Annotated in this window: 29 protein-coding genes; 8 read left to right on the top strand and 21 right to left on the bottom strand. The window is 36.3% G+C overall.

From position 1 onward, the window contains the following. Positions 1 to 24: 24 nt before the first annotated feature. Positions 25 to 1,434, top strand: coding sequence for a polyprenol phosphomannose-dependent alpha 1,6 mannosyltransferase MptB (mptB, locus tag J0871_RS06100; protein ID WP_208224251.1), 1,410 nt, complete (start codon positions 25 to 27; stop codon positions 1,432 to 1,434). Here the strand turns inward: mptB and J0871_RS06095 are convergent. From J0871_RS06095 to mvaD, 11 genes are all read right to left on the bottom strand, one after another. Beyond that, complete coding sequence (locus J0871_RS06095; RefSeq protein WP_075325712.1) at positions 1,405 to 2,031, bottom strand: lipid-A-disaccharide synthase N-terminal domain-containing protein; 627 nt, start codon at positions 2,029 to 2,031, stop codon at positions 1,405 to 1,407. The two genes, mptB and J0871_RS06095, sit on opposite strands and share 30 nt — an antisense overlap. 102 nt (positions 2,032 to 2,133) lie before the next feature. Then, positions 2,134 to 3,105, bottom strand: a complete 972-nt coding sequence (locus J0871_RS06090) for a deoxyhypusine synthase family protein (protein ID WP_075325711.1) — start codon at positions 3,103 to 3,105, stop codon at positions 2,134 to 2,136. After that, positions 3,098 to 3,973: an agmatinase gene (gene speB / locus J0871_RS06085; RefSeq protein ID WP_075325710.1), complete on the bottom strand. Its 876-nt coding sequence runs from the start codon at positions 3,971 to 3,973 to the stop codon at positions 3,098 to 3,100. The genes J0871_RS06090 and speB overlap by 8 nt, the downstream gene beginning before the upstream one ends. A gap of 46 nt (positions 3,974 to 4,019) precedes the next feature. Beyond that, positions 4,020 to 5,423: an arginine decarboxylase gene (locus J0871_RS06080; protein ID WP_208224250.1), complete on the bottom strand. Its 1,404-nt coding sequence runs from the start codon at positions 5,421 to 5,423 to the stop codon at positions 4,020 to 4,022. A gap of 285 nt (positions 5,424 to 5,708) precedes the next feature. Further along, complete coding sequence (locus tag J0871_RS06075) at positions 5,709 to 6,551, bottom strand: pseudouridine synthase (protein WP_075325708.1); 843 nt, start codon at positions 6,549 to 6,551, stop codon at positions 5,709 to 5,711. A 95-nt stretch (positions 6,552 to 6,646) separates the two neighbouring features. After that, positions 6,647 to 7,123, bottom strand: coding sequence for a nucleoside deaminase (locus J0871_RS06070; RefSeq protein WP_208224249.1), 477 nt, complete (start codon positions 7,121 to 7,123; stop codon positions 6,647 to 6,649). 21 nt (positions 7,124 to 7,144) lie between these two features. Beyond that, positions 7,145 to 8,050 carry a geranylgeranylglycerol-phosphate geranylgeranyltransferase gene (locus J0871_RS06065; protein ID WP_208224247.1) on the bottom strand — a complete coding sequence of 302 codons (906 nt, stop codon included), beginning with the start codon at positions 8,048 to 8,050 and terminating at the stop codon, positions 7,145 to 7,147. A gap of 12 nt (positions 8,051 to 8,062) precedes the next feature. Next, positions 8,063 to 9,001: a mevalonate kinase gene (locus tag J0871_RS06060; RefSeq protein ID WP_208224245.1), complete on the bottom strand. Its 939-nt coding sequence runs from the start codon at positions 8,999 to 9,001 to the stop codon at positions 8,063 to 8,065. A gap of 34 nt (positions 9,002 to 9,035) precedes the next feature. After that, positions 9,036 to 9,362, bottom strand: coding sequence for a hypothetical protein (locus tag J0871_RS06055; RefSeq protein WP_208224243.1), 327 nt, complete (start codon positions 9,360 to 9,362; stop codon positions 9,036 to 9,038). Then, on the bottom strand, positions 9,350 to 9,550 hold the full coding sequence (locus J0871_RS06050; RefSeq protein WP_208224241.1) for a hypothetical protein: 201 nt from the start codon (positions 9,548 to 9,550) through the stop codon (positions 9,350 to 9,352). The genes J0871_RS06055 and J0871_RS06050 overlap by 13 nt, the downstream gene beginning before the upstream one ends. A gap of 53 nt (positions 9,551 to 9,603) precedes the next feature. Further along, positions 9,604 to 10,704, bottom strand: coding sequence for a diphosphomevalonate decarboxylase (gene mvaD / locus J0871_RS06045; RefSeq protein WP_208224239.1), 1,101 nt, complete (start codon positions 10,702 to 10,704; stop codon positions 9,604 to 9,606). Positions 10,705 to 10,935: 231 nt separating this feature from the next. Between mvaD and J0871_RS06040 the strand changes: the two genes are divergently transcribed. Next, complete coding sequence (locus tag J0871_RS06040) at positions 10,936 to 11,412, top strand: TspO/MBR family protein (protein ID WP_208224237.1); 477 nt, start codon at positions 10,936 to 10,938, stop codon at positions 11,410 to 11,412. Here the strand turns inward: J0871_RS06040 and J0871_RS06035 are convergent. Beyond that, positions 11,409 to 12,629: an NAD(P)/FAD-dependent oxidoreductase gene (locus J0871_RS06035; protein WP_208224236.1), complete on the bottom strand. Its 1,221-nt coding sequence runs from the start codon at positions 12,627 to 12,629 to the stop codon at positions 11,409 to 11,411. The genes J0871_RS06040 and J0871_RS06035 overlap by 4 nt on opposite strands. Positions 12,630 to 12,679: 50 nt before the next feature. After that, positions 12,680 to 13,366, bottom strand: a complete 687-nt coding sequence (locus tag J0871_RS06030; protein ID WP_208224234.1) for a glycerophosphodiester phosphodiesterase family protein — start codon at positions 13,364 to 13,366, stop codon at positions 12,680 to 12,682. Between the two features lie 203 nt (positions 13,367 to 13,569). On the opposite strand from J0871_RS06030, the gene J0871_RS06025 reads away from it, so the two are divergent. The 6 genes from J0871_RS06025 to J0871_RS06000 all read left to right on the top strand — a co-directional run bounded on the left by J0871_RS06025 (position 13,570) and on the right by J0871_RS06000 (position 17,241). After that, positions 13,570 to 14,418: an SDR family oxidoreductase gene (locus tag J0871_RS06025; RefSeq protein ID WP_208224232.1), complete on the top strand. Its 849-nt coding sequence runs from the start codon at positions 13,570 to 13,572 to the stop codon at positions 14,416 to 14,418. Between the two features lie 33 nt (positions 14,419 to 14,451). Further along, complete coding sequence (locus J0871_RS06020; RefSeq protein WP_208224230.1) at positions 14,452 to 14,976, top strand: YetF domain-containing protein; 525 nt, start codon at positions 14,452 to 14,454, stop codon at positions 14,974 to 14,976. 3 nt (positions 14,977 to 14,979) lie between these two features. After that, entirely contained in the window at positions 14,980 to 15,249 is a 270-nt protein-coding gene (locus J0871_RS06015; RefSeq protein WP_208224228.1) for a SemiSWEET transporter, read from the top strand. A 104-nt stretch (positions 15,250 to 15,353) separates the two neighbouring features. Further along, positions 15,354 to 16,052: a guanitoxin biosynthesis heme-dependent pre-guanitoxin N-hydroxylase GntA gene (gene gntA, locus J0871_RS06010; protein WP_208224226.1), complete on the top strand. Its 699-nt coding sequence runs from the start codon at positions 15,354 to 15,356 to the stop codon at positions 16,050 to 16,052. A 2-nt stretch (positions 16,053 to 16,054) separates the two neighbouring features. Beyond that, complete coding sequence (locus tag J0871_RS06005; protein ID WP_208224224.1) at positions 16,055 to 16,672, top strand: FMN-binding negative transcriptional regulator; 618 nt, start codon at positions 16,055 to 16,057, stop codon at positions 16,670 to 16,672. Continuing rightward, positions 16,663 to 17,241: an urea carboxylase-associated family protein gene (locus J0871_RS06000; protein WP_208224222.1), complete on the top strand. Its 579-nt coding sequence runs from the start codon at positions 16,663 to 16,665 to the stop codon at positions 17,239 to 17,241. The genes J0871_RS06005 and J0871_RS06000 overlap by 10 nt, the downstream gene beginning before the upstream one ends. A 78-nt stretch (positions 17,242 to 17,319) precedes the next feature. On the opposite strand, the gene clpX is transcribed toward J0871_RS06000, so the two are convergent. The 8 genes from clpX to J0871_RS05960 all read right to left on the bottom strand — a co-directional run bounded on the left by clpX (position 17,320) and on the right by J0871_RS05960 (position 25,647). Further along, positions 17,320 to 18,552 carry an ATP-dependent Clp protease ATP-binding subunit ClpX gene (clpX, locus tag J0871_RS05995; protein ID WP_208224220.1) on the bottom strand — a complete coding sequence of 411 codons (1,233 nt, stop codon included), beginning with the start codon at positions 18,550 to 18,552 and terminating at the stop codon, positions 17,320 to 17,322. 52 nt (positions 18,553 to 18,604) lie between these two features. After that, entirely contained in the window at positions 18,605 to 19,282 is a 678-nt protein-coding gene (clpP, locus tag J0871_RS05990; protein WP_075325692.1) for an ATP-dependent Clp endopeptidase proteolytic subunit ClpP, read from the bottom strand. Between the two features lie 107 nt (positions 19,283 to 19,389). Further along, the gene (tig, locus tag J0871_RS05985; protein ID WP_208224218.1) at positions 19,390 to 20,712 is read right to left on the bottom strand and encodes a trigger factor; all 1,323 of its coding nucleotides are present in this window, start codon (positions 20,710 to 20,712) and stop codon (positions 19,390 to 19,392) included. 89 nt (positions 20,713 to 20,801) lie between these two features. After that, positions 20,802 to 21,143 (bottom strand): phage holin family protein, encoded by a 342-nt coding sequence (locus J0871_RS05980; RefSeq protein WP_208224216.1) that lies wholly within the window; start codon positions 21,141 to 21,143, stop codon positions 20,802 to 20,804. A gap of 87 nt (positions 21,144 to 21,230) precedes the next feature. Beyond that, positions 21,231 to 22,766 carry a G-D-S-L family lipolytic protein gene (locus tag J0871_RS05975; protein ID WP_208224214.1) on the bottom strand — a complete coding sequence of 512 codons (1,536 nt, stop codon included), beginning with the start codon at positions 22,764 to 22,766 and terminating at the stop codon, positions 21,231 to 21,233. A 10-nt stretch (positions 22,767 to 22,776) separates the two neighbouring features. Next, the gene (locus J0871_RS05970) at positions 22,777 to 24,024 is read right to left on the bottom strand and encodes an outer membrane protein transport protein (RefSeq protein ID WP_208224212.1); all 1,248 of its coding nucleotides are present in this window, start codon (positions 24,022 to 24,024) and stop codon (positions 22,777 to 22,779) included. 119 nt (positions 24,025 to 24,143) lie between these two features. Further along, complete coding sequence (locus tag J0871_RS05965; protein ID WP_208224210.1) at positions 24,144 to 24,908, bottom strand: alpha/beta fold hydrolase; 765 nt, start codon at positions 24,906 to 24,908, stop codon at positions 24,144 to 24,146. 25 nt (positions 24,909 to 24,933) lie between these two features. After that, positions 24,934 to 25,647 carry a pyridoxine 5'-phosphate synthase gene (locus tag J0871_RS05960; RefSeq protein ID WP_208224208.1) on the bottom strand — a complete coding sequence of 238 codons (714 nt, stop codon included), beginning with the start codon at positions 25,645 to 25,647 and terminating at the stop codon, positions 24,934 to 24,936. Positions 25,648 to 25,665: the final 18 nt, after the last annotated feature.

Below are 25,665 nucleotides of genomic sequence, written 5' to 3'. Positions count from 1 at the left end.
ACTAATTTTTAATAATAATATGCTGTGCTGGATTTCCTTAAAAATCATAAGTTTTCCATTCTCCTAATCTTAACAGGAATTGCATTTCATTTGTCTTTCGCTTACGATCTAAACCGCGCTGATTTTATAAAGCTAATCAGTCTTTATACCGGCTTGTTTTTTATCAGTTTGAAACTTATTCAGTTAGAAAAGAATAATTTCTGGTTGTTAGCCGGAACCGCAGTTTTATTCCGGTTCGTTTTTATTGCAGCCACGCCAAATCTTTCCCAAGATTTTTACCGCTTTATCTGGGATGGAACTTTAATTCTGGAAGGAATGAATCCTTTTTTGTCCGTTCCTAATGACTTCTCGCCTACGCTCTCGCTAATGCAACAGAATTTAATAGAAGGAATGGGCAGTTTGAGTGCCGGCAACTTCACCAGCTATCCACCGATAAATCAATTACTGTTTGCGATTTCAACATTTTTAGGCGGTAAAAGTATTTTGGGTTCCGTGATTGCGATGCGATTTTTTATGATCCTGGCCGACCTGGGGACGCTATATTTTGGAAGAAAATTATTGCAAAAATTAAAGCTACCTGCCCACCAGATCTTTTGGTTTATTTTAAATCCGTTTATCATTATAGAGCTCACCGGAAATCTTCATTTTGAAAGCGTGATGCTTTTCTTCTTAACCTGGTCTATTTATTTATTACATCAGAAAAAATGGATTTGGAGCGCAATTTTATTGGGGATTTCAGTTTCGATAAAATTGCTTCCGCTATTGTTTTTGCCGCTTTTATGGAGTTATTTCTTAAAGAAAAGAAACTTTAAAAACCTACCTGACAATGCATTGATTAGAAACAAAATAAGACAAATTAGGGAGCTAAATTTTCAGCAGTTATTGATATATTATTTAATTGCGGGAACCACCATTTTAATTAGTTTTCTACCTTTTCTTTCTTCGGAATTTATCTCCAATTTTTCAGCAAGTATTGCGCTATGGTTTCAGAAATTCGAGTTTAACGCTGGTATTTATTATATAATTAGATGGATTGGATTTCAGCTAAAAGGCTATAATATTATTGCAACCGCTGGTAAGATCTTACCCTTAATTGTAATTTTAATTCTAGCAGGACTGGCCGTTTTCAGAAGAAATAATTCAACCGAAAAGCTAATTCATACTATGCTTCTGGGAGTCTCGGTTTACTTTTTTCTTTCAACAACCGTACATCCCTGGTATATTGCCACCCCACTTTTGCTTTCGGTTTTTACCAAATTCAGGTTTGCACTGGTATGGTCGTTTTTGGTAATGCTAAGTTATTCGGCTTATACCATTAACGAATTCCAGGAAAATTACTGGTTAATTGCGGTTGAATATATTCTTGTTATAGGAATCTTCCTAATAGAAATTTTTAAACCGAAATTACTCACCAGACTTCCGTATTATAAATAAATTCCTGATATAAACAATTCCCCCAAAAAAGTGGGCGGCAATTAAAACCGGGTCATCCCGAAAAATGCCGTAAGTAAAAATAAGAATTGATCCCACGAGGCTTATAATCCAGAATTTAAGCGGTAAATCTGACTCCTGGTTTCTTTCGGCATGAATCCATTGATAAATAAAACGCGCAGTATAAATAAGTTGCCCCACAATTCCAAGAGCAATAAGCCATATAGAAATATTGTCGCCTTTAATAAGATCTTCCCAGTCTAACTGCCCAAATAAGCCGATATATAATGCGATTAGAATTGGCAAAACAATGACATAAACCTTGAACATTATGCCAGATTCTCCCCATTTACCCTGTAACTGAAGGTTTCTAAAATAACCGCCATACACCAGGAATTGTCCTAGCATAATAGCCATATCGTCTCGAAGATACCCGTAGATAAAAAGTAAAACAGCACCCTGCAGGCTCAGCTTCCAAAATAGCGTTGGTGTTTCAATTTTTTTGTTTTTCTCTGATTTTATCCACTGCATTATTAATCTTGCAGAAAATAAAAGCTGGGCTAAAAAACCAATGGCATATACTATCCAACTACTACTCATATCTTCATCTCAACTTAACTAAAAAATGGCACAAAAAAAGCTGTTCAATAATACATTAAATGCATTTCTGAACAGCTTTAAAGTCTAATAATAATTTGTTAATTACATATCTAACAAATAAGCAAAGATTAAGGGCGCAACAATGGTTGCATCACTTTCTATAATATGTTTTGGAGTGTTTATATCTAGTTTTCCCCAGGTAATTTTCTCGTTAGGAACCGCTCCCGAATAAGAACCGTAACTGGTAGTTGAATCTGAAATCTGGCAGAAATAGCTCCAAAAAGGAGTATCGGTTCTTTCCATATCCTGGTACAACATTGGCACCACGCAAATTGGGAAATCGCCCGCAATACCACCACCAATTTGGAAGAAACCAATTCCCTCTTTAGAATTGTTGGTGTACCAATCGGCAAGAAAAGTCATATACTCAATTCCCGACTTCATGGTGCTGGCTTTTAATTCACCTTTTAGCACATAGGAAGCAAAAATATTACCAAGCGTACTATCTTCCCAACCGGGAACAACCATTGGTAAATTCTTTTCGGCTGCGGCATACATCCATGAATCTTTAAGATCTATTTCGTAATGCTCTTCCAAAACCCCGGAAAGTAATAATTTATAAAGGAATTCATGCGGAAAATAACGTTCGCCACTAGCTTCAGCATCTTTCCAAATCTTTACAATATGCTTCTGAATTCTTCTAAAAGCTTCTTCTTCCGGAATACAGGTATCGGTCACCCTATTAAGGCCTTTTTCAAGTAAATCCCATTCATCCTGAGCGGTTAAATCACGATAATGTGGTACTCTTTTATAATGAGAATGAGCCACCAAATTCATTACATCTTCTTCAAGGTTTGCACCGGTACAGGAAACAATATGCACCTTATCTTTGCGAATCATCTCGGCAAAGATTTTACCTAATTCAGCGGTACTCATTGCTCCTGCTAGCGAAACCAACATTTTTGAGCCGCCTTCAAGTTGCTTTTCGTAATCTTTTGCAGCATCTACAAGTGCTGCGGAATTAAAATGTAAATAATATTTTTCTATAAATTGGGAAATCGCTCCTTTACTCATCTTCGTCTTCTTCGTTATAATTTTGGTATTTAAATTTGTAGCTCAGCATTTTATAGTAAAGCTTTGCCGCTAGAAAATCTGATGATTTTTCATTCTCATTTGGGCAAAGTTCTACAATATCAAAACCTACAACATTTTTCTTTTTAAACATCATTTTTAGGAATTCCAGCGTCTCGTACCAGAAAAGGCCTCCTGGCTCCGGCGTTCCGGTTGAGGGTAAAATAGAAGGATCAAAAGCATCTAAATCTATAGTGATAAATACATTTGGCGTCATTTGTCCAATAGCATCATCCTGCCAGTCTTCATAAAGATCGTGGGCAAAATACACCTGGTTCTCATCCATATGTTCTACTTCAGAAACATCCATAGAACGAATTCCAACTTGCAATAAATTTGTCTTTTTACTAGCCTCATGCAATGCGCAGGCGTGATTACAAGTAGAACCTTCATATTCTGGTCTAAGATCGGCATGGGCATCTAATTGCACCACGGTAAGATCCTCAAAACTTTCATTAAAAGCTCTAATAGTCCCGATAGAAACTGAATGTTCTCCTCCAAAAATAGTAACAAACTTCTCCTGCTTTATGTAGTTTTTTACCGTTTTATATACGGTATCTACCATTTTCTCGGGTGAAGAATCTTCGGTTACTGCAGGTGCTAGATAAATTCCTTTTTTATAGACTTCAGATTTTGTTTCAATATCATAAAGTTCCATATTCTCTGAAGCTTCTAAAAATGCGTCAGGGCCCTTATCTGCTCCTTTTTGCCAGCTACTGGTTCCATCGTACGGCACCGGTATTAATACCACTTTCGCGTCGTCTATTCGCGAGTATTTATCTGGTATTCCGGCGTAATTCTTTTTACTCATTGTAATGCTAAATTGGTTGTTGTTGGTTATATAAATTTATAAAAAATTAATTGCTTCCATTATAACCCAGAATTTTAAGCATATCCTCGGCATTTTGTTCAGGGCTAAATAAACTGGTCTTTATATTTCCATCTTCGTCTTTATCGATAAGAAGATGTTTTGGCTGCGGTATTAAACAGTGGTGCAAACCACCGTGACCACCAATAGTTTCCTGGTAAGCCCCGGTATTAAAAAAGCCTATATAAAGTGGTTTATCCTTTTTATACTTCGGAAGATAAATGGCGTTTACATTCTGCTCTGAGTTATAATAATCGTCACTGTCACAAGTTAACCCTCCAAGTAAAACTCGTTCATATTCATCATTCCAACGGTTTACCGGCAACATCACAAACTTTTTGCTTATCGCCCAGGTATCTGGTAGCGTGGTAATAAATGAAGAATTAATCATATTCCATTTCTCACGATCGTTTTGTTGTTTTTGATACAAAATTTCGTAAATAGCACCGCCGCTTTCTCCTACGGTAAAACTTCCAAATTCGGTGAAAATATTAGGCACATCAACTTCAGCTTCTTCGCAATATAATTTGATTTGATTAATGATCTCATCTACCATATAGACGTAATCGTACTCAAAGTGAAGTGAATTTTTTACCGGGAACCCTCCACCAATATTTAGGCTGTCCAGCTCTGGACAAACTTTTTTCAGATTTACATAAACGCGTAAACATTTCTGTAACTCGTTCCAATAATAGGCTGTATCACGAATACCCGTATTAATAAAGAAATGAAGCATTTTTAGAGAAACCTGGTCGTTTTCCTTTATTTGCTTATTATAAAAAGGTACAATGTTTTTATAGCCTATTCCTAACCTGGAAGTATAGAACTCAAATTTTGGCTCCTCTTCAGAAGCAATCCTGATTCCTATAGGAAATTTACCGTTAATCTTTTCAGACAAAAGGTCTATTTCTTCGTAATTATCTATAATTGGAATACAGTTCTTATGACCATCATTTAACAGTCTGGAAATGTTTTCTACGTATTGATCGCGTTTAAACCCATTACATAACACGTAAGTATCGTTGGTAATTTTACCAGATTTTTTAAGCTGCTCTACAATATTAATATCAAAAGCCGAAGAGGTTTCAATATGGATATCATTTTTTAAAGCTTCGTTCAAAACGTGCTGAAAGTGTGAACTCTTGGTACAATAACAATAATTATAGCTTCCTTTATAATCATGTTTTGCCATAGCATCTGCAAACCACTTTTTGGCCCGGCCAATATTTTCTGAAATTTTGGGTAAATAAGTGAATTTTAATGGAGCGCCATATTGCTTTACAAGCTCCATTAAGTCTATGTTATGGAATTTTAATTCGGTGCCTTCCAGAGTGAATTCTTCCTGTGGAAAATAATAAGTCTGGTCTATTAAATCGCTGTATTTCGTATTCAATTGATTGGTTTATATATTAAAGGTAAAAATTTAGGCATTAATTTTTCGCATCAAAAAAAATGACTGGTAAATTAATGTTAAGAAAGTGAGTTGAATTAATTGATTTGAAGCCTGAAAGGGTTTCAGAAAAAATAAAATTAAAGAGCGGAGAGCGCTCACATTTGTTTAGGTTATAAAATCCTGTCAATTAATTGTATGCATTAAAGTTTTTAAATAAAAAACCGGAAAAGGAAAATCCTAATCCGGTTCAAAAATATTAAAAAACTTAATACGGAATCACTTTTTTTAAAGCATTCCCAAATTTATAACTTCCTGATCTGTAAGCCTTCTAAATCGGCCTCTTGGTAGGTCTTTTTTTGTAAGTCCGCCAAAAACTACACGATCCAGTTTTTCTACTTCATAACCCTGACTTTTAAAAAGTCGCTGAATAATATGGTTTTTTGTACTGTTGGTTTCTATCCCAACTTCGTTCTTTGGTCTCTCAGCAATATAACTAATATCCTGAATGTTTACTTTCCCGTCTTCCAGGATCACACCGTTCCTAATTTTCTCTAAGTGTTCTACAGAAAGTGGTTTGGTTAGATTTACCTGGTAAATTTGTCTAATTCCATTTCTTGGCTTACCAAGTCTTTTAGCTAGAGTACCATCGTTAGTAAAAACCAATAGTCCCATGGCCTGGGTATCTAATTTCCCTACAGGATCAAGCTTCGCTTTGGTAGCTTTAGCCATAATATCCATTACGGTTTTTCCTCCTTTTTCGGTACTTCCGGTAACATAAACCCCTTTTGGCTTATTAAGAACAAAATATTCAGGCTTATCTGGATTTACGCTTCTTCCATCAAATTTCACCTCATCGGTTGGGGCTACTTTAAAGCCCATTTCGGTCACCACTTTTCCATTAACGGTTACATTTCCGGCAGAAATAAAGATATCGGCATCACGGCGGGAACAAATTCCGGCGTTTGCAATATATTTATTTAAACGAATTCCATCGGTTTTGGAAGGGGTTTTAGGAGCGGACTGCTGCTTTTTTATAGGCGCATTGCCGCGGGCCATAGACTTTTTAGAGTTTCCACCACCCTGTCTTCCGCTAACTTTTCCACCTTTAGATTTATCGTTTCTACTCATATCGCTAATTTTTTGCAAAGGTACTCTATTGATTTATAGTGGCATTCTATTTCGCCTAAAGATTTTACACCATATTTTGATTAAAAACCAGTTATTTAATAATCTACCCGATCTCCTTTAGCTTCCCACTTTTGAAAAACCGGAAGTCCTTCTTCCCGCATTAAATTTTTAAAAGGAATTTTACGATCGTCCATTTTCAGCGCAATCTCATCGTAAATAAACTGGTCGTCAAAACCTATTTTAGCTGCATCTTCTCTGGTTAGCGCGTAATAAACTTTTTTAGGGCGCGCCCAGTAAATCGCTCCCAAACACATGGGGCAGGGCTCGCAGGAAGTATATAAAATACAATTTTCTAATTGAAAATCCTGCAATTTTTCACAGGCTCTTCTTATGGCAACAACTTCTGCATGCGCTGTGGGATCGTTACTGGCTGTAACTTTATTGTTAGCTTCAGCTATAATTTCGCCATCTTTTACAACTACAGCTCCAAAAGGACCGCCCTGGCCTTTATCCATTCCTTCTTCGGCTAATTGAATAGCTCTTTTCAGAAAATAGCTATGATCTTTTTTCATATAAATTTTTGAATAAAATGATTAGAATACTCTGTTGAGCACTTCTTGAATATCTATAAGTAGAATGCTGAACACACCTACTACAATTATTAATTTTAGAATATTATGAAGCAATAGATATTGCCATTTTGCCTTGCTGAAATAAAGAAACAATAGGAAAAATACAAGTAACAGCAGCGATACATAGAAATAGTAATTCATATACCCCGTGTCATACCGCGTGATTAAAAGCAAAATAGGAACAATAGCCAAAACACATAAGACTGAAAGAAATAGCTTACTAAGTCGTTCACCATAAACTACCGGGATGGTCTGGTAATTTTGAATTAAATCGCCTTTCATATTTTCCAAATCTTTCACTAATTCCCGCATCACAATCATTAAATAAAGGAAAGTCGCGTGGATAAAAATTACAGTTTCAAAATTCTTATAATACACAAACACCACAAAAAATGGTGTAATTGTTAAAATGGAAGCCACGAGATTCCCCAGGAATAATATTCGCTTTAAACGATGGGAATACAACCAAATAGCAAAAATATAAATGGAAAAGAAAACTACTGCTCTAAACGAAACATAACTCGCAAAGAAAATAGCGAGCAAATTAAGTATGAAATAGACTGAAAGTTTTGTACGCTGACTTACAAACCGGTCTAACATTGTTTTTTTAGGCCTGTTAATAAGGTCTTTTTCGCTATCGTAGAAATTATTGATAATATATCCCGAAGCGATTACCGTTGCTGAAGAAAGTATGAGAAAAAATAAATTATCGTCAAAAAGAATTTCACGTAAAGGCAGCTCTGGCGCTAAAATAAATGCCGAAGTAAGATATTGTGCTACAATAAGCACCAAAATATTATAACCACGAACCACCGAAAACAAACTAAGCATTTTCAGCAATAAGCGCTTATTAGAAGAGGACGCCATGAAGGGTGAAATTTAGAAGTTATAAACCACTTCTAATTTGTAATCTTTAAGAGCTTTTCTGGCTTTTTCAATATCTTCAGTAAAACCTAAAATATAGCCACCACCGCCAGAACCACAAAGTTTCAGGTAATAATCGTTGGTATCAATTCCGTGTTTCCATAGTTTATGAAATTGGGCAGGAATCATTGGCTTAAAATTGTCCAGCACAACGTGAGAAAGCCTTTTTACGTTACTGAATAAGGATTTCACGTCCCCTTTAAGAAAATCGTCTACGCAGGCATCGGTATGTTTTACAAATTGCTCTTTAAGCATTTGACGGAAACCTTCCTGTTTCATATTTTCCATAAAAATTCCAACCATAGGGCCGGTTTCTCCAGTACTCCCGCTGTCTAATAAAAATACCGCACCCTGGCCATTTTCCGTTTGAGATGGAATGCCGGCGGGCTCAATATTATCTTTAGAATTTATAAGAATTGGTATACTTAAATAACTATTAAGCGGATCTAAACCTGAAGATTTTCCGTGGAAAAAAGATTCCATTTCTCCGAAAACTTTTTTCAGCTTTAATAATTTCTCCCGGGTAAGATTTTCTAAAACAGTAATTTTCCCCGTTGCATATTTATCGTAAATAGCAGCAACTAAAGCACCACTACTTCCCACACCATACCCTTGCGGAATGGTAGAATCAAAATACATGCCCTTTTCAATATCTGCATTTAAAGCAGCTATATCAAATTGCACAAGCTCTGGATTGTTTTTCTGAAGTTCGTTAAGATAATCGGCAAAACGGCGTAAACTTTTATTGGAAGCAATAGCTGCTTCAGAAGGATCTTCATCTACTTTTAAAGCTCCATTATAAAAATTATAAGGAATGGATAAACCTTTGGAATCTTTTATAATTCCATACTCTCCAAAGAGAAGAATTTTTGAATAAAATAAAGGTCCTTTCATATTCTAATGTTTTAATTCAATGGAAGCTTTGATTTTAGCCTTCACTTAAACTTGCAATTTCTTTACAATAATTATTCATTATTGTGGTAACCAGATAGTGTTGCTGCTTTTTTTCAAAAAACACATACCAGGTTGTACGCTTATTAGGTTTGTAAAAAATATAATAAGTACCTAAGAAGCGTAAGTTCTCCGGAGTAATTTTATGCGGAAAACTATCTATTTTCGTTGTAATAAAATCAACAATTTCATCAACATAATTTTGTGCATTTTCTTTAAAAGAAAAATAGTCTTGCCTAAAAAGAGTATACACCAAATTATCAAAATACTCTAAGGTGGATCTGGTAAAAATTACTTTTTCCACGGATATTCATTAATCCTTTTACGCATTTCTGCTTTAAATTCTTCGCCAGTTAAACCATTTCCCAATTCCTTATGGAAATCGAATTCCTCATTCCTGTCCTTAATAGCCTTAATCTCATTAAGAACATTTTCATCTTCCAGGTCTTTCAACCAATCCAGCAGTTCGAATTTTTTAAAATCTACTTGCATAGCGAATGCTTTTAGCTAAAAATACGAATAATTATTAAACCCTGTTTTTTAGCTTATTGTATAGAAACAACTTTTTCTGCTCCCTTTCCTACAACATCGCAAATATACTGCCCTTTTTCACAATAGGCAACAAGCTCATTCTTAATGAATTCTAAAACTTTTGCTTTATTTGCCTCGGGATAAAGCACATGTACATTAGCACCTGCGTCCAATGTGAAACAAATAGGCGTTTCGGTAGCTTCCCTAAACTCCCAAATTTTATTGATAATCTCTAATGTATTAGGCTTCATTAAAATAAAATAAGGATTGCTACTCATCATCATCGCGTGAAGTGTAAGCGCCTCACTTTCTACAATAGAAATAAACTTTTCTAAATTTCCAGAAGCAAAAACCTCTTTCAATTTATCTAAATTTGAGTGTGCCTGGGCAAAACGATTTTCAGCAAATGGATGGCCGTGCATTAAATTATGACCAACACTGCTGCTCACCTGTTTTTGACCTTTGTCTACCAACAAAATAGTATCCTGGAAACTTTTAAAAACTTCATTAACTTCAAACGGATATTTTATTCCGAAGAGATCACTGCTTCCCGGGATATCTTTATGTTCTCCCCACTCAATTAATTCACCTTCCAAACTGCGGCAGGCGCTTCCTGAACCTAATCGTGCTAAGAATGAGGCTTTTTTATAAAAATATTCTTCGTTATTAGTTTGTATAGCTTCTAATTCCTTTTCCAAACTCATTACGCAAAGCGCGAGAGCACTCATCCCACTGGCCGAAGATGCAATCCCACTGCTATGCGGAAAAGAATTTTCGGTATAAATCTTAAAGCTATATTCTTTTAAAAACGGGCAGTAAGTTTCAATTCTTTCAAAAAATTGCTGAATTTTTGGTTTAAAATCTTCCTTCTTTTTTCCTTCAAAATAAAGTTCAAAATCAAAAGATTCAGATTTCTCTGATTTTTTCTGAAATTCCAGTTTGGTAGTGGTTTTGCAATTATTCAAGGTGAAACTCACCGATGGATTTGCCGGAATCTGGTTTTCCTTTTTTCCCCAATATTTTACCAATGCGATATTGCTGGGAGATTGCCAGGTAACTTCTCCTTTCTCTATATTATTCGAAATTTGCTTTGAAATAAAATCCTTTTCAGGCATAATCAGTATTTTAAAACTATGAATATTGGAGCTTAATAAACCAAATATTCCAAATTAAGAAGCAAAGATATGTTTTATGTTTTTGGAATTTTCTTTCCCGGTTCAAATAAATTTATATTTTAGTAGTTGAAAACTCACAAGGTTAGCGACTGAAATAGTGATTTTTACACAATCTATTTTAGAAAATAAAAACTTGAGTAGTTTTAATTTTACTTTGAAAATCAACCAGAAATGACCAAAAAACTCTTTTTTCGAAGTTCGGTGGCCATTGGCATTTGTTTGCTGTTCGGTTTTATGGGCGTGATTGCTACCCAAACGGGATTTGAAGGTTGGTACCCAGAGTTGAACAAGCCCTGGTTTAATTTGCCAGATTCTATATTTGGGCCCATTTTATTTTTAATGTATGTTTTAATGGGGATTGCCGCTGGGATAGTTTGGAGTAAAGGTTTTTATCATAAATGGGTGAAAACGGCTTTATATCATTTTGGATTTCAGTTGGTGTTAAGCGGCGCCTGGTTCCTTCTATTTTTTGGCCTCCAACAGCCACTTTTAGCACTTTTAAATATTATTGCCTTATTTATTCTACTTCTTTTCACCATAAAATGGTTTAAAGTTGTAAATAATACTGCTGCTTATTTGCTTCTTCCCTATGCTATTTGGGTGCTTTTTGCGATAGCACTTAATTTTGAAATTTGGCGACTCAACTAATCTTTACTCATTGCTTGCGCGGCAAGAAAGCCACCCGTCCAGGCATTCTGAAAGTTAAATCCGCCGGTTATGGCGTCTATATTTAAAATTTCTCCTGCAAGAAATAGATTTTTATAAAGTTTGCTTTCAAAAGTTTTAAAATTAACTTCTTTAAGATCTACGCCACCGGCCGTAACAAATTCTTCTTTAAACGTGCTTTTTCCATTTACTTTAAAAGAGGCCTCGGTAAGTTGTGCGCTTAAATTTTGCAACTGATTTTTATTTAAATCGGCCCAGGTGGTACCATCTGTAATTCCTGCTGCAACTATTAAATTTCTCCATAATCTTTTGGGTAAATCGAATTGCGCATTTTTTAAAACCTGCTGTTTGGCGAGTTTGTTTTTTAATTCTTTTAGTTGATCTAAAATTTCTTCTGAAGAATAACCCGGAAGCCAGTTTAACTTAATTTCAAACTGATAATTTAGCTTTTCTAAATCCCTTGCTCCCCAGGCCGAAAGCTTTAAAATCCCCGGCCCGCTCATTCCCCAGTGGGTAATTAAAAGCGGCCCTTTACTTTCTAAATTTACTTTTTTAGAATTTATTTTTACTACTGCTTCAGTCGCAATTCCCGGTAAGTCTTTAATTCGCTCGTCTTTAATATTAAAAGTAAAAAGAGAAGGTACAGGCTCAATAATTTTATGACCGAGTTTTTTCAACAAATTCCACATTTTGGGATTACTACCGGTAGCGAGCATCATTTTTTCTGCTGAAAAATCTCCTTTACTGGTCTTTATCTCCCAAAAATCATTTTTTTGCTGAAATGTTTGAACCGCATGACTTTTTAAAACCTGAATTTTTAATCTATCGGCTTCCCGTAAAAAGCAGTCTATAATACTCTGGGAATCGTCTGAAACAGGAAAAATTCTTCCGTCGTCTTCAATCTTTAATGCTATGCCTCTTTCTTCAAACCACTGCATGGTATCGCCCGTCATAAAACTGTGAAACGGCCCTAACAATTCTTTTTCGCCACGAGGATAATTGGTGCTCAATTCCTTTGGAAGAAATTCGGCGTGGGTAACATTACATCTGCCCCCACCTGAAACTTTCACCTTGGTAAGCACATCTTTGCCTCGTTCTAAAATGGCAATTTTTAAGTTGGGGTTAATCTCTGCTGCATTTATTGCGCTGAAAAATCCGGCTGCCCCGCCGCCAATTATAATAATATCAAAATGCTGCATTTTCAGGTTTAAAAGTTTAAAAATTCGGGTTTTGAGCTTTTTATATTCCCTTAAATTAATCTATCGGGAAAATCTGAAATAATCCCGTCAACACCAAATTCCTGCATTCGCGCAATATGTTCAGGTTCGTTAACCGTCCAAACATTTACTTTAAATCCGGCCTCATGAGAAGCTTTCACATTATCTCGGGTAATGATTCCCAGAGAAGGATGAATTTTCGAAGCTTTTAATAAATTACCCAAGGCTATAGCCTCTGCCACACTTGCTTTACTCAGTATTCCCAGCGGAACGTTTTCATCGAGTTTTCGCATTTGGAATAATTCATTTTTCTGAAAACTTGAGACGATAAAATCTTCATATTTCCAGTTTCTTTCAGCAATATATTTTTTGATAATTTCTGAAGTAGCTGTGGCAGTATTTAAACCTTTTAATTCAATATTTATAGTGCATCTTCCTTCAATAAGATCTAAAACTTCAGTAAGCAATGGAATTCTAAATTTATTTTCAACTTTAAGGGCTTTCAATTCGGCCAAAGATTTTTTTGCGATTTCTCCACTCCCATTGGTAGTTCGGTCTAAAGTAAAGTCGTGAATTACCACTAACTCGCCAGTTTTACATTTATGTACATCAATTTCTATGGCATTAACTCCAAAATCCAGGGCTTTTTGAATACTCTCTAGCGTATTTTCGGCTATATGGCCTTTGGCGCCACGGTGTCCAATCTTTAATAAATTCATTTGGCAAAGGTATTCAATTAACGTTAATGAATGTTTTTTTAACCTTATTAGGTTTTTAAAGACTTCTTTAGAAAGACTTATAAATCCTTAACATTTTATTGTATAAAATGCTTCTTAATTTTATACTTCGTGCTATTTCAAATTAAGCAACCTATTAATTATGAAATATTTACAAACCAAATACAACCAAAAAACCAATTAATATGGATAACCCAGATAAATTTCCTAACCAGCAGCAGGAGCAACCGGGGAAAGAATATAAAATGAAGCCGGAACCGGAAATTATTAGAAAAAACTACAAGGGCTCGGGTAAATTAGAAGGTAAGAACGCTTTAATAACCGGCGGAGATAGTGGCATTGGCCGCAGTATCGCCGTTCATTTTGCACGCGAAGGCGCAAACGTGGCAATTATCTATTTAGAGGAAAACGAAGATGCCCTGGAAACAAAAAAGTTAGTAGAGCAGGAAGGAAAACAATGTCTTATTATAGAAGGAGATCTAAAGAAGGAAGAATTTTGTAAAAAAGCTTTGCAAAAAACTTCTAACCAATTAGGAAAGTTAAATATCCTGGTAAATAATGCGGCTATACAATTTCCTAAAGAAAATATAGATGATATAAGTACAGAGCAAATTCACAAAACTTTTGAAACCAATATCTATCCTTACTTCTATATTGTAAAAGAGGCGCTCCACCAGCTTAAGGAAGATGATGTGGTGATAAATACTACTTCTGTTACAGCTTATCGTGGTAGTGAACATCTATTGGATAATAGCAGCACTAAAGGTGCCATTGTAAGCTTTACCCGTTCTTTATCTAAAATGTTAGCCAATAAAAAAATACGAGTAAATGGTGTTGCTCCCGGCCCTATCTGGACACCGCTTATCCCTGCCACTTTTGATGATGTAACCGAGTTTGGGCAGGATACTCCCATGGGAAGAGCAGGACAACCCAGCGAAGTTGGTCCTGCCTATGTCTTTCTTGCGAGCGAAGATAGCAGCTATATTACCGGCCAAATTATCCACGTGAATGGTGGTGAAATTATTGGAGGATAGACTTAAAATCTTTTAAATTATTAAAACCTTATTATGGAAAAATGGTTTGAAGCTTCCTGGACATCTATTTTGGCAATTTTTTTAACTGCCGTAGGAATTTACATGGCGATTATAATTTTTACGCGAATTGCCGGAAAACGCAGTTTCTCTAAGATGTCCAGTTTCGATTTTGCGATGACGGTGGCTGTAGGTTCTATTTTAGCCACTACTATTTTATCTGCCTCGGTAAGTTTAATACAGGGCATTGTAGGATTGGCGGCTGTATATATTTTACAAATTTCAGCGGCGGTTTTAAGACGTTTCTCCTGGTTTCAGGAAGCGATTGATAATTCGCCATTACTTCTTATGGACGGTAAAACAATACTGTATAGTAACTTAAAAAAAGCCAGGGTTACCGAAGGTGATCTTCGGTCTAAATTAAGGGAAGCCAACGTTTTAGATCTTTCACAGGTGCGGGCAGTTGTTTTTGAAACTACCGGCGATATTTCGGTTTTGCACACCTCAGATGAAACCCAGGAATTAGAAGATTGGCTCACAAAAGATGTTATAAACAATTAGATTATGACTTTAGACTGGACCGATATTTTAGGGCTTGTGGCAGGAATTTGTACTACAGTAGCAGTTATTCCGCAGATTAAGAAAGCCTGGAAAACCAAGAAAGTAGAAGATGTTTCCCCGGGAATGTTCAGTATTTTAATCCTGGGAGTTTTTCTATGGGTTATTTATGGAATTACTCAAAAAGATCTTCCCATAATTGCCACTAATGGGGTTTCTCTTGGGTTAAATGGATTTATGCTGTATCTCATGCTTCGTTACCGCAGGAAGGAATGATAGAAGAGCTGTTAATCTTTTTAAATTTTGAACTAATTTATTCTTAAACCTCATAAAACCTTTCAGAAAACCTGATAGTTTTACAAAAATAACCATTCAACATTATGATTTCCACCAAAGAAAAATCTAAAACAAAGCAATTAAAAGCTGCTACAGATAAAACTATAGAGCTTGCCTTTAAAGACTTTGTGCTAACGCAAGACCATCCTTGTATAATGGCCCAAACTGTATTTAGCCAGGAGCACATAGACCTGCACACCTATGATGAGTTTCCCAGCCGAAAAACAGCAAAACTGATTTATAAAGATTTAGAAAAGTATATTGAAAACTACGATTTTGAATCGAATGAGTTCCATACCTTCATGGCAGTTTTTAAAAACCAGGAATCTTTTTCTGAAACTCAATTTGAAACGGCCCTTTGGAAACAATTAGAATTTCTACACGATATTGACAATAAAGCCTGGGATCCCACCGTAAGCAAAAACCCCGAAGATGATAATTTTAGCTTTAGTATTGGCGGAAAAGCTTTTTATATGGTTGGCCTGCATCCCAACAGCAGCCGAAAGGCGAGACAAAGCCCATACCCCGCAATGGCATTTAACCTGCACTGGCAATTTGAGAAATTAAGGGAAATGGGGGCGTATTATACTGTAAGAGATAAAATTAGGGAACGCGATACCGAATTACAGGGTAATATAAACCCAATGTTAGAAGATTTTGGAGATAAAAGCGAAGCCAGACAGTATAGTGGCCGTAAAGTTGGAGATGAATGGAAATGTCCCTTTCATCAAGGAAAAAAATAACTATGTACCAACCCAAAAAATACAAAAAGGATGATCCTGAATTTATCTTTAAATTTATACAGCATCATCCTTTTGCAACTTTTATAATTAATGGAGACCGACTTTTAGCTACGCATATCCCGGTGCTTACTCACGGCACTGCGCAAGATTTCATTTTATTCGCGCATATAGCAAATCATAATGAGCAGTTTAATTACCTGAAAGATGATACCGAAGCACTGCTTATTTTTCAGGGAGCCCATGGCTACGTTTCTTCCTCCTGGTATAAAGAAAAAGATATTAGTACCTGGGATTATTCGGCAGTACACGTAAATGTTAAGCTAAAAATACAATCGCGGGAAGAACTTGAAGAATCTTTACAGGAACTAGTAGCTACTTTTGAAAAGCAGCAGGAAAGCCCTTTGTATTATAAAGATATTCCTAAAGAAATGTTGGAAGACCATTTACCACACATCACAGGATTTTGGTGTAAAGTTGAAAAAATTCAGGCCATTGCAAAATTGCACCAGGGGTATGATAAAGACGATATAGCATCGGTTACTTCACATTTGGAAAAGCAAGAAAATAATTTATCTTCCGCGTTAAGCGAAAACATTAAAAAAGAGCATAAATGCAAGTAATTAAAAAACAATCTGGAGCTGCCTTTAAATTGAAAAAAGGCCAAAAACTGAAGGTGATAGACCCCGAAGGTGAACAGGTTAGCGATATGGTTCTATTTAATGCAAAAGATAGAAGGGAAAAAATATCATCGGGCAAAACCCTGGATTTTGAAGAATCTATTTTAATAAGTACCGGGAATTTTCTTTGGAGCAACCGCAGCAATAAAATGATGGAAATTCTTGAAGACACTAATGGTAGGAACGATTTTTTACTCGCTCCCTGCAGCCCAGAAACTTTTGAGGTGATGTATGATTATGAAGGATATCATCCCAGCTGTTTTGAAAATCTCTACACCAACCTGGAAAAATTTGAAATTGAACCAGACGATATTCCAACTGCGTTTAATATTTTTATGAACGTTCAGTTCGATGAAAAAGGGAAATTAAGCGTAGATCCGCCATTAAGCAAAGCCGGCGATTATGTACTATTTGAAGCCAAAATGGACCTGATTGTAGCCTTAACCGCCTGTTCGGCTGAAGATAGCAACAATGGCAGTTTTAAGCCTATACATTACGAAATAGTAGATTAATTTTTCACGAATAAATCAAAAAAAAGCGGCCGGAGATATAGAATTTCCGGCTGCTTTTAATTTATCCTAAAATGGTTTTTAAGAAACCGCTTTAAGTTTATTTATTGTTGATTTATTCAATTTATCCTCGGCATATTCCCGTGACACTTTAAGTTTGCTATGGCCACTTTCTGGCATTTCAAACATTGCATCAGTAAGGATTGCTTCGCATAAAGATCTTAATCCTCTTGCTCCTAATTTATATTCTACGGCTTTCTCTACTATATAATCCAGTGCATCATCTGTCATTTCAAACTCGATATCGTCCATTTCAAACAGTTTTTGATACTGTTTTACAATGGCGTTTTTCGGTTCTGTTAGGATAGAACGAAGCGTACTTTTATCCAACGGATTCATATAAGTAAGCGCCGGTAACCTTCCAATTATTTCAGGAATAAGTCCGAAATCTTTTAAATCCTTCGGAATAATATATTTCAGAAGATTGGTTCTTTCAATCGCGTCTTCACTTTTTGATGCGCTAAACCCAACCGCCTGCATATTTAAACGCTTACTGATGTTACGTTCAATACCGTCAAAGGCACCTCCTGCAATAAAAAGAATATTTTCGGTATCTACCTCAACAAATTTCTGATCGGGATGTTTACGACCTCCTTTTGGCGGCACGTTAACTGTAGTTCCTTCCAGTAATTTCAATAAAGCCTGCTGAACACCTTCCCCTGAAACATCGCGGGTAATTGAAGGGTTATCGCTTTTACGTGCAATTTTATCTATTTCATCAATAAATACAATTCCGCGCTGTGCTTTTTCAACGTTATAATCGGCTGCCTGAAGCAATCTTGTTAAAATACCTTCTACATCTTCACCTACGTAACCAGCTTCGGTAAGTACCGTAGCATCTACTATAGCCAAAGGTACATTAAGCATTTTCGCGATGGTTTTGGCAATAAGGGTTTTACCCGTACCGGTTTCACCAACCATAATGATGTTAGATTTTTGAATTTCTACATCATCGTCGCTTGCCGGTTGTAACAACCTTTTATAGTGGTTATAAACGGCTACAGACATTACTTTCTTGGTAGCTTCCTGCCCAATTACATATTGGTCTAAAAACTCTTTAATTACTTTGGGTTTGCTAAGCATAAGATCTGAAGACAATTCTTTGGCTTCTCCCTGCTTAAGCTCTTCCATTACAATGCCGTGCGCCTGCTCTATACATTTATCACATATATGCGCATCTAAGCCTGCAATAAGTAAATTGGTTTCGGGTTTCTTTCTACCGCAAAACGAACATTCTAATTCTTCTTTCGCCATTTCATCAAATTTCAATTTTCAATCTATAAAATAATAAACTGAAAATTAATTCTTATCCTTCTCTCGTTAAAATCTCATCAATCATTCCGTACTCTTTAGCTTTTTCAGCCTTCATCCAGTAGTCACGATCACTATCTTCTTCAATTTTTTCATAAGACTGGCCAGAATGTTTTGCGATAATATCGTAAAGTTCCTTTTTAAGGGTTAATATCTCTCTCGCTGTAATTTCTATATCACTGGCCTGACCTTGCGCACCTCCTAAAGGCTGGTGAATCATCACTCTTGAATGCGGTAAACCGCTTCTTTTTCCTTTTTCACCTGCACAAAGCAATACTGCGCCCATTGAGGCTGCCATTCCTGTACAAATTGTGGCCACATCTGGTTTTATAAACTGCATAGTATCATAAATTCCCAAACCTGCATAAACGCTTCCTCCTGGAGAATTTATATAAATCTGGATATCTTTTGAAGCATCTGTACTTTCCAAAAACAACATTTGCGCCTGAATAATATTTGCAACCTGGTCGTTTATTGCAGTACCCATAAAGATAATCCTATCCATCATTAACCTGGAAAAAACATCCATCGCGACTGCATTCATTTGTCGCTCTTCAATAATATTAGGAGTCATCCCCGTAGGAGTCACGCTGCTCACTATCTTTTGGTAATAGTTACTATTTATACCGTGATGTTTAGTGGCGTATTTTTCAAATTCTTTTCCGTAATCCATCAATTTTTCTGTTTTTAAGCTTTTTCTCTTAGCTGCCTTTCAAGTGAAAAGGCGTTAATCCAAATGGTTTAACGCCTTAAATATAAGTATAAATTTATAGAAAAAGCTTACTCGTAAATCTCTTTCACAAATTCATCGTAAGTCACTTCTTTTTCTTCAAAAGACATTTTCTCTTTGTAGAAATCAAGCAATTTCTCATTCATTAATTGCTCTGACATTCTTTTTACTTCGTCCTGATTAGAAAGAATTCTTGCCGCGATATCGTCAAGTTCTTTATCGCCAGGATTCATTTGGCCAAACTGTGCCATTTGTTCTTTGATCTTTTCTTTAGCAAAAGCTTTAAGATCTTCAAACTCTACTGTAAGGTTATTTTCGTTTACTATTTTACCTTCAATTAATTGGTAACGTAAACCTTCTTCACTTTTTTCGTATTCTTCTTTGGCTTCTTCTTCAGTCATTGGTTTTTCACCAACTGTTTGAATCCATTTTTGAAGAAATTCTTTAGGAAGTTCAAATTTAGTTTGCTCAATAAGCTGCTTGGTCACATCGTTCATTAACTGCTGATCGCTTTGCTGCTTAAATTGTTTTGCTGCATCTTCCTTGATCTTTTCTTTAAGCTCATCTTCACTGGTTACTTTACCTTCACCAAAAAGCTTATCGAATAATTCCTGGTTAAGCTCTGCCAGTTCTCTATGGTTAATCTCTTTTATGGTAAATTCAACTTCAATATCAAGATCGTGCGCCTTATCGTGCTCAATTCCTAAATGCTGAATTAGCTCATGCTCATCTTCAAAAAGACTTTTGGTCTTTAAAGTGATAGAATCGCCAACTTTAGCACCAACAAACTTATTAAGGTTTCTTTTCCCCTTAAGTTTTTCTAATTCTACTGAAGTTTCTTTCTCAATCCCTTCTTCTTCATTTTTGAAGGTACCGGCAACGATATCTCCTTCTTCAGCTTCATCTTTAGAGATCAGTTTCCCGTATTGTTTTCTAATAGATTCAATCTGGTTATTCACCATTTTTTCATCTGCAACAATGTTATAATGGGTTACCGGCTTTTCAAGTTCAAGGTTCACATCAAACTCTGGAGCCAAACCAAGTTCAAACTCAAAGCTATATTCTTCTTTATTCCAATCGAAGTTTTCCTGTTCTTTTGGAAGAGGATTTCCAAGAACATCCAGTTTTTCTTCGGTAAGATATTTATTTAGTGAATCCTGTAAAAGTTTATTTACCTCGTCTACCAACACAGCCTGACCGTATTGTTTCTTTACCATTCCCATAGGCACGTGCCCTTTTCTAAAGCCGGGAATATTGGCATTTTTACGGTAATCTTTTAAGATTTTATCAACTTTACCGGCGTAGTCTTCTTTGGCGATATCTACTTTTACTACCGCATTCAATTCATCAATATTCTCTCTGGTAATATTCATCTTGACTTGTTATAAAAATTGGAGTGCAAAATTACATTTTTTTCCCAAGCCAACAAAGTTTCAAATTATTGAATTTCAGCAATATTGTGCTAATCTTTTCCTAATAAAGAAAACAGCAAGGATTGAAAGAGTGATAAAAGCAAACTAAACAGCAAGGCTATAAAAAAGCCGCTAACTCCAAATCCTGAAACAAAAGCATCTGCCAGTAAGATAATTATCGCATTTATTACGAGTAAAAATAAACCCAGAGTAAGGATAGTAACAGGTAACGTAAAAATTACCAAAATTGGTTTTACCAGTAGGTTTAGAATAGCCAGGACAATTGCTACAATTACTGCCGTTAGATAGCCTTCTACCTCAACCCCGGGTAAAAATTTGGCCAGTACAACTACTGCAACTGCGGTAAGTAATATTCTTAATATAAAATTCATAATATTCAGATTAATTAGATTTTGAAAAATACAAAAAACGCCGGAAAAATCCGGCGTTTGTAAATCTGTATTAAAAAGTATGTGTTCTTATTGAACTTCGTTGTTATAGGTAACTGTACCGTAAGCACCTACGTTTACTTTAGGTACATCGGCATTATAAGTAGTATTAATTGCATCAATTATACGGTTAGAAACTATTGCGTTTCCTCGAGGTGTAAGGTGGATACCATCAAGTGAAAAAGCACCTCCAGTTACAAAATCTGAAGTTACAAATCCGCCGTCAAAAGAGATCCCATCTGTTGCTAATTTATTAAGCATTGCATTGGCATCTACAAATGCAAGACCATTAGCCTCTGCCAAACCAGAAATAACCTGATTATATCTAGTTGTAGCATCTCTAATTAATTCTTGCTCTGCATTTGTCAAAACGTGCTCGTCTCCTAATGGAACCGAAACCCCGTTTATCATATTTGGATTATCACCCACGGGAGTTCCAAGAATTCCAGAGCTGGTTAAAGGAATAAGATCTGTAGGTGTAGCCTGTCTTAACTGACTCAACAATCCTGCAGTTTGAGGATCAAGATTAAATGGCGCTCCCTGAATAGCCTGGCCAATATTGGTTAGCGACTCATCTTGTAGCGTTACATAGTTTTGACCTTCAGCAAAATTAATTTGTCGGCTTTGCGCTTCTTCAGCGGTAATAAAACCAGCCTGAACCAAACCAGGCAGAACCTGTGTATTGTAAGCTGAAAATTGCTGATTTAAGGCTGCAGCGGTTTGAGCATCTAGAGGTATAGCATTAACGGGAACTCTTGTAAAAAAAGGAACCGAAGCTACATCTGGAATATTAATAAGAACTCCACCACTTGCACTTGCGGCTAAAGCCTGTACCATTTCACTATATACACTGGCAAAAACGTTTGGATCTGTAATATCATTATCTGCGTATGTAGAAGGCTGCAAATTATTTAATTGATATACTCCTGTTCCACCAGTTCTAGCATAACCAAGAACATCATTATTTCCTATCCATAAAGAAAAGAAAGTTGGGTCTTGAGCAAGAGCATCTTCCATTACAGAAGCATTAGGCGCAGATGCGAAGCGAGCAAAATAAGGGTTTGCAGTTCCTACTGCTATTCCCTGAACATTTCCATATCCTGCAGCGCCTAAATGATAAGATTTAGCGCCGGGTACTCCCATATTACTAAAAGGCCCCTGTTGAACATTTCCCACTTCAGTAGTTGGTTGCATTCCTGTATATACTCGCGGAAGGGTATCGCCATTTACTACAGATAGCACCAATCGATTATTAGTTATTTGATTACCTCCAGCTAAAAGTCCGCCGGCATTATCACTCATAAAAGGAATGGTAAAATCCTCGATATCCTGGGTTTTTTCAAATTGCTGCGCAAGGATGTTTGGATAAGAATTTTCCTGCCCGGTGATATAAAGGGCGTTATCTGCATATCCAGCAGTGAGTGAATTACCAAGGGCTACGTATCGGGAAAAATCTGCTTCCCCGTTACTGTACGCACCGGCTTCGTCTACCGGGTTATCAAATTCTGGCTCGCAGGAAACAATTCCCAGCGCCAATATTGCTATATATTTAAAATACTGTTTCATCTTCTAAATTTTATAATTTGTAGGTTACACCAAGTCCAGGAATAAAGGCTGAAGTTTTATAAGTTCCCTCAAAAGGAACAGTCTCTCCATTCTCAGTATAATAATTGTAAGATTCGTCTACTTCTTCATACCTGTTGTAAAGGAAAGCGGCATCTATAGAGAATCTGTCACTTACATGTAAAGAAAGTCCGCCAGTAAATCCGTGGGCATCGTTTCTTGGAGTTTCAGGAGCAAAGTATCCTGATTGTACCGGAGATTCATCAAAATAATATCCAACTCTCAATGTAACGGTTTCGTTTGCAAGATACTGTAATCCAAACCTGTAAGTAGATGAATTCTTATAATTTCTTGGGTTATTTGAATCTGGAGTTGCATTTGCGAAGTCTATATCTAAAGATTCGTATACATCCCAATAGGTCATGTTATAATCGAATGCAAAAAGCCATTTATCCAGAAGCTCATAAGAAAGCCCTACTGAAAGCTCCGCTGGCATAGGCAATGCAGCATCAAATTGTGTATCCTGAAACGGAGTTAAAGGAGAATTTGGAACGTTTTGAAAAGTAGCGTCCCCGCCTTCTGCTTCAACCATAATTTCACTTCGGTAATTTATACCAAAACGTAAATCTTCGGTTGCGTTATACATTGCACTGGCAGACCATCCAAAAGCGCTAACCCCACTGGCATCTACGGTTACATTAGATCGGTTTCCATCAAGATCAGTTAGCGTACGGTTAAGGTTACGGTTAAAGTTTACCGATCCATTTACATAGATTGGCCCACCACCAACACTTAATTTATCTGAAATTTTTACAGAAGCCAGAGCCTGGATATAAATTGCCTGGAGATCTATATTGTTTACCAAATGAGACCCGGCCCAATCTGTTGGCCACTCTACACTACTACCGTAGGGAGTATAAGCTGCCAATCCTAAAGTTAACCAATCGTTTACACGGTAAGAACCATAGGCATAAAATGGCGTTCCTACAGCACTATCGGTTTCAGAGCTAATTCCAAATTCTGAATTTTGATATTTCACATTGGAAAAAACAGCACTGGCACCGGCTGCTACATTTATCTTGTTTTCAAGATACACAAGGCCTGCGGGGTTAAAAAATGCAAGCTCAGCATTGTTGACTACCGCAACACCGGTGTGGCCCATAGCTAGCGATCTTTGTCCCTGGAGACTCACTCTATACCCACCTGCATAAGTTACCGCAGCCATTAGACCAAAAAGGCCCAGGAAAAGTAATTTTCTCATAATTGATTTGGATTTTATTCTATACTAATAATTTACTATCTCCAAATTTAGAATAAATTACATATTACTCAACAAAAAACGATAATTTATTATGCACACATAATAAATTTAGAAGGATTTTAAAGAAAATCGGCCACAGCTTTGTAGAAATCGTTCATTTTCTCAGCGTGAACCCAGTGCCCTGCATTGCGAATTTCTTCAAATTTAACTTCAGGGAATTGTTTTTGAATAGCAGCTTCGTCTTCTTCTTTGATATAATTTGAATTAGCGCCTTTTATAAAAAGCGTAGAACCCTTAAAAATTTTATCTTGCGGAAGAGACTTACCAACTTCTTCAATATTCACTTTTAAAGTTTCCAGATTCACCTTTAGACAGTATGTGCCCTCAGATTTTCGGTTTAGATTCTTTAAAAGGAAAAGCCTGATTGGTTTTTCGGAAATAAATTCTGAAAGTAATTTATCGGCTTCCTGCCGGGAGTCTAAATCTGCCTCTTCCAGGGCCGTTAACCCATCCAGTATTTGCTGATGATGCGGTTTATAATATTTGGGCGCAATATCTACCACAATAAGTTTTTCCACCAAATCAGGATATTCGGCTGCGGCAAGCATTGCAGTTTTACCTCCCATAGAATGCCCCATTAAAATAATATTTTCTAAAGAATGTTGCTCGCAATAATCCTTCACATCTTCAGCCATTAACTCGTAGCTATGCTCATTGGTATGCGGACTTTTACCGTGGTTACGTTGATCTATAAGATGCACCTGGAAATCCTTTTCTTCAGCAAGTTTATTACCAATGGTTTTCCAGTTATCACTCATTCCTAAAAAGCCATGGAGAATTAATAAGGCTTGTCCCTCTCCCAGTATTATAGAATTCAATTTCATTGCAGTTGTTTTTTATGGAATTGTATTATTTCAGCAATTCCAGGTATTTTTCAATGGTTTTTTCCAGCCCAATGTATAAAGCTTCAGCAATTAGTGCGTGGCCAATAGAGACCTCATCTAAGTAAGGTACATTATCTTTAAAATATTTTATATTTTCTAAAGAAAGATCGTGCCCGGCATTTATTCCCAAACCTAATTGATGCGCCAGAGTTGCACATTTTTTATAAGGTTCTACCCCAGTTTTATCACCTTTTGCATATTTTACTGCAAAAGCCTCGGTATATAATTCTATTCTATCTGTACCGGTTTCCACAGCTCCTTCAATCATTTTTTTATCGGGATCAACAAATATAGAAGTACGAATACCGTTATTTTTAAATTCCTGGATTACTTCCTGAAGAAATTCTTTGTTTTTAATGGTATTCCAGCCGGCATTTGAGGTAATTGCATCTTCGGCATCTGGTACTAAAGTAACCTGGGCCGGTTTTGCCTCCAGCACCAAATTAATAAATTTTGCAACCGGATTTCCTTCAATATTAAATTCGGTATTTACAATTGGAGAAAGATCCCTAACATCCTGGTAAGTAATATGCCGTTCGTCTGGTCTTGGGTGCACGGTAATACCCTGCCCACCAAAAGATTCTATATTTTTAGCGGCTTCTACCACGTTAGGAATATCGCCGCCGCGTGCATTTCTTAAAGTCGCAATTTTATTGATATTTACACTTAATTTAGTCATTTTATAAGCTTTTGTTTA

Origin of the sequence: Salegentibacter sp. BDJ18 (assembly GCF_017579965.1) — a bacterium.
Classification (GTDB): Bacteria; Bacteroidota; Bacteroidia; order Flavobacteriales; family Flavobacteriaceae; genus Salegentibacter.
Note: the sequence above shows the minus strand (reverse complement) of the source record. Positions and strands in the feature narration are given on the sequence as shown.

Bases quoted from the DNA above. Each gene is read 5' to 3' on its own strand.
- J0871_RS06000 (WP_208224222.1), top strand. From the start codon at position 16,663: ATGCAAGTAATTAAAAAACAATCTGGAGCTGCCTTTAAATTGAAAAAA.
- J0871_RS05980 (WP_208224216.1), bottom strand. From the start codon at position 21,143: ATGAATTTTATATTAAGAATATTACTTACCGCAGTTGCAGTAGTTGTA.
- J0871_RS06075 (WP_075325708.1), bottom strand. From the start codon at position 6,551: ATGAGTAGAAACGATAAATCTAAAGGTGGAAAAGTTAGCGGAAGACAG.
- tig (WP_208224218.1), bottom strand. From the start codon at position 20,712: ATGAATATTACCAGAGAGAATATTGATGAATTGAATGCGGTAGTAAAA.
- mvaD (WP_208224239.1), bottom strand. From the start codon at position 10,704: ATGCCTGAAAAGGATTTTATTTCAAAGCAAATTTCGAATAATATAGAG.
- gntA (WP_208224226.1), top strand. From the start codon at position 15,354: ATGATTTCCACCAAAGAAAAATCTAAAACAAAGCAATTAAAAGCTGCT.
- J0871_RS06060 (WP_208224245.1), bottom strand. From the start codon at position 9,001: ATGAAAGGACCTTTATTTTATTCAAAAATTCTTCTCTTTGGAGAGTAT.
- J0871_RS06090 (WP_075325711.1), bottom strand. From the start codon at position 3,105: ATGAGTAAAGGAGCGATTTCCCAATTTATAGAAAAATATTATTTACAT.
- J0871_RS05960 (WP_208224208.1), bottom strand. From the start codon at position 25,647: ATGACTAAATTAAGTGTAAATATCAATAAAATTGCGACTTTAAGAAAT.
- J0871_RS05970 (WP_208224212.1), bottom strand. From the start codon at position 24,024: ATGAGAAAATTACTTTTCCTGGGCCTTTTTGGTCTAATGGCTGCGGTA.
- J0871_RS06050 (WP_208224241.1), bottom strand. From the start codon at position 9,550: ATGCAAGTAGATTTTAAAAAATTCGAACTGCTGGATTGGTTGAAAGAC.
- J0871_RS06095 (WP_075325712.1), bottom strand. From the start codon at position 2,031: ATGAGTAGTAGTTGGATAGTATATGCCATTGGTTTTTTAGCCCAGCTT.
- J0871_RS06065 (WP_208224247.1), bottom strand. From the start codon at position 8,050: ATGGCGTCCTCTTCTAATAAGCGCTTATTGCTGAAAATGCTTAGTTTG.
- J0871_RS06020 (WP_208224230.1), top strand. From the start codon at position 14,452: ATGGAAAAATGGTTTGAAGCTTCCTGGACATCTATTTTGGCAATTTTT.
- clpX (WP_208224220.1), bottom strand. From the start codon at position 18,552: ATGGCGAAAGAAGAATTAGAATGTTCGTTTTGCGGTAGAAAGAAACCC.
- J0871_RS06025 (WP_208224232.1), top strand. From the start codon at position 13,570: ATGGATAACCCAGATAAATTTCCTAACCAGCAGCAGGAGCAACCGGGG.
- J0871_RS05965 (WP_208224210.1), bottom strand. From the start codon at position 24,908: ATGAAATTGAATTCTATAATACTGGGAGAGGGACAAGCCTTATTAATT.
- speB (WP_075325710.1), bottom strand. From the start codon at position 3,973: ATGAGTAAAAAGAATTACGCCGGAATACCAGATAAATACTCGCGAATA.
- J0871_RS06035 (WP_208224236.1), bottom strand. From the start codon at position 12,629: ATGCAGCATTTTGATATTATTATAATTGGCGGCGGGGCAGCCGGATTT.
- J0871_RS05975 (WP_208224214.1), bottom strand. From the start codon at position 22,766: ATGAAACAGTATTTTAAATATATAGCAATATTGGCGCTGGGAATTGTT.
- J0871_RS06005 (WP_208224224.1), top strand. From the start codon at position 16,055: ATGTACCAACCCAAAAAATACAAAAAGGATGATCCTGAATTTATCTTT.
- J0871_RS06015 (WP_208224228.1), top strand. From the start codon at position 14,980: ATGACTTTAGACTGGACCGATATTTTAGGGCTTGTGGCAGGAATTTGT.
- J0871_RS06070 (WP_208224249.1), bottom strand. From the start codon at position 7,123: ATGAAAAAAGATCATAGCTATTTTCTGAAAAGAGCTATTCAATTAGCC.
- clpP (WP_075325692.1), bottom strand. From the start codon at position 19,282: ATGGATTACGGAAAAGAATTTGAAAAATACGCCACTAAACATCACGGT.
- J0871_RS06040 (WP_208224237.1), top strand. From the start codon at position 10,936: ATGACCAAAAAACTCTTTTTTCGAAGTTCGGTGGCCATTGGCATTTGT.
- J0871_RS06030 (WP_208224234.1), bottom strand. From the start codon at position 13,366: ATGAATTTATTAAAGATTGGACACCGTGGCGCCAAAGGCCATATAGCC.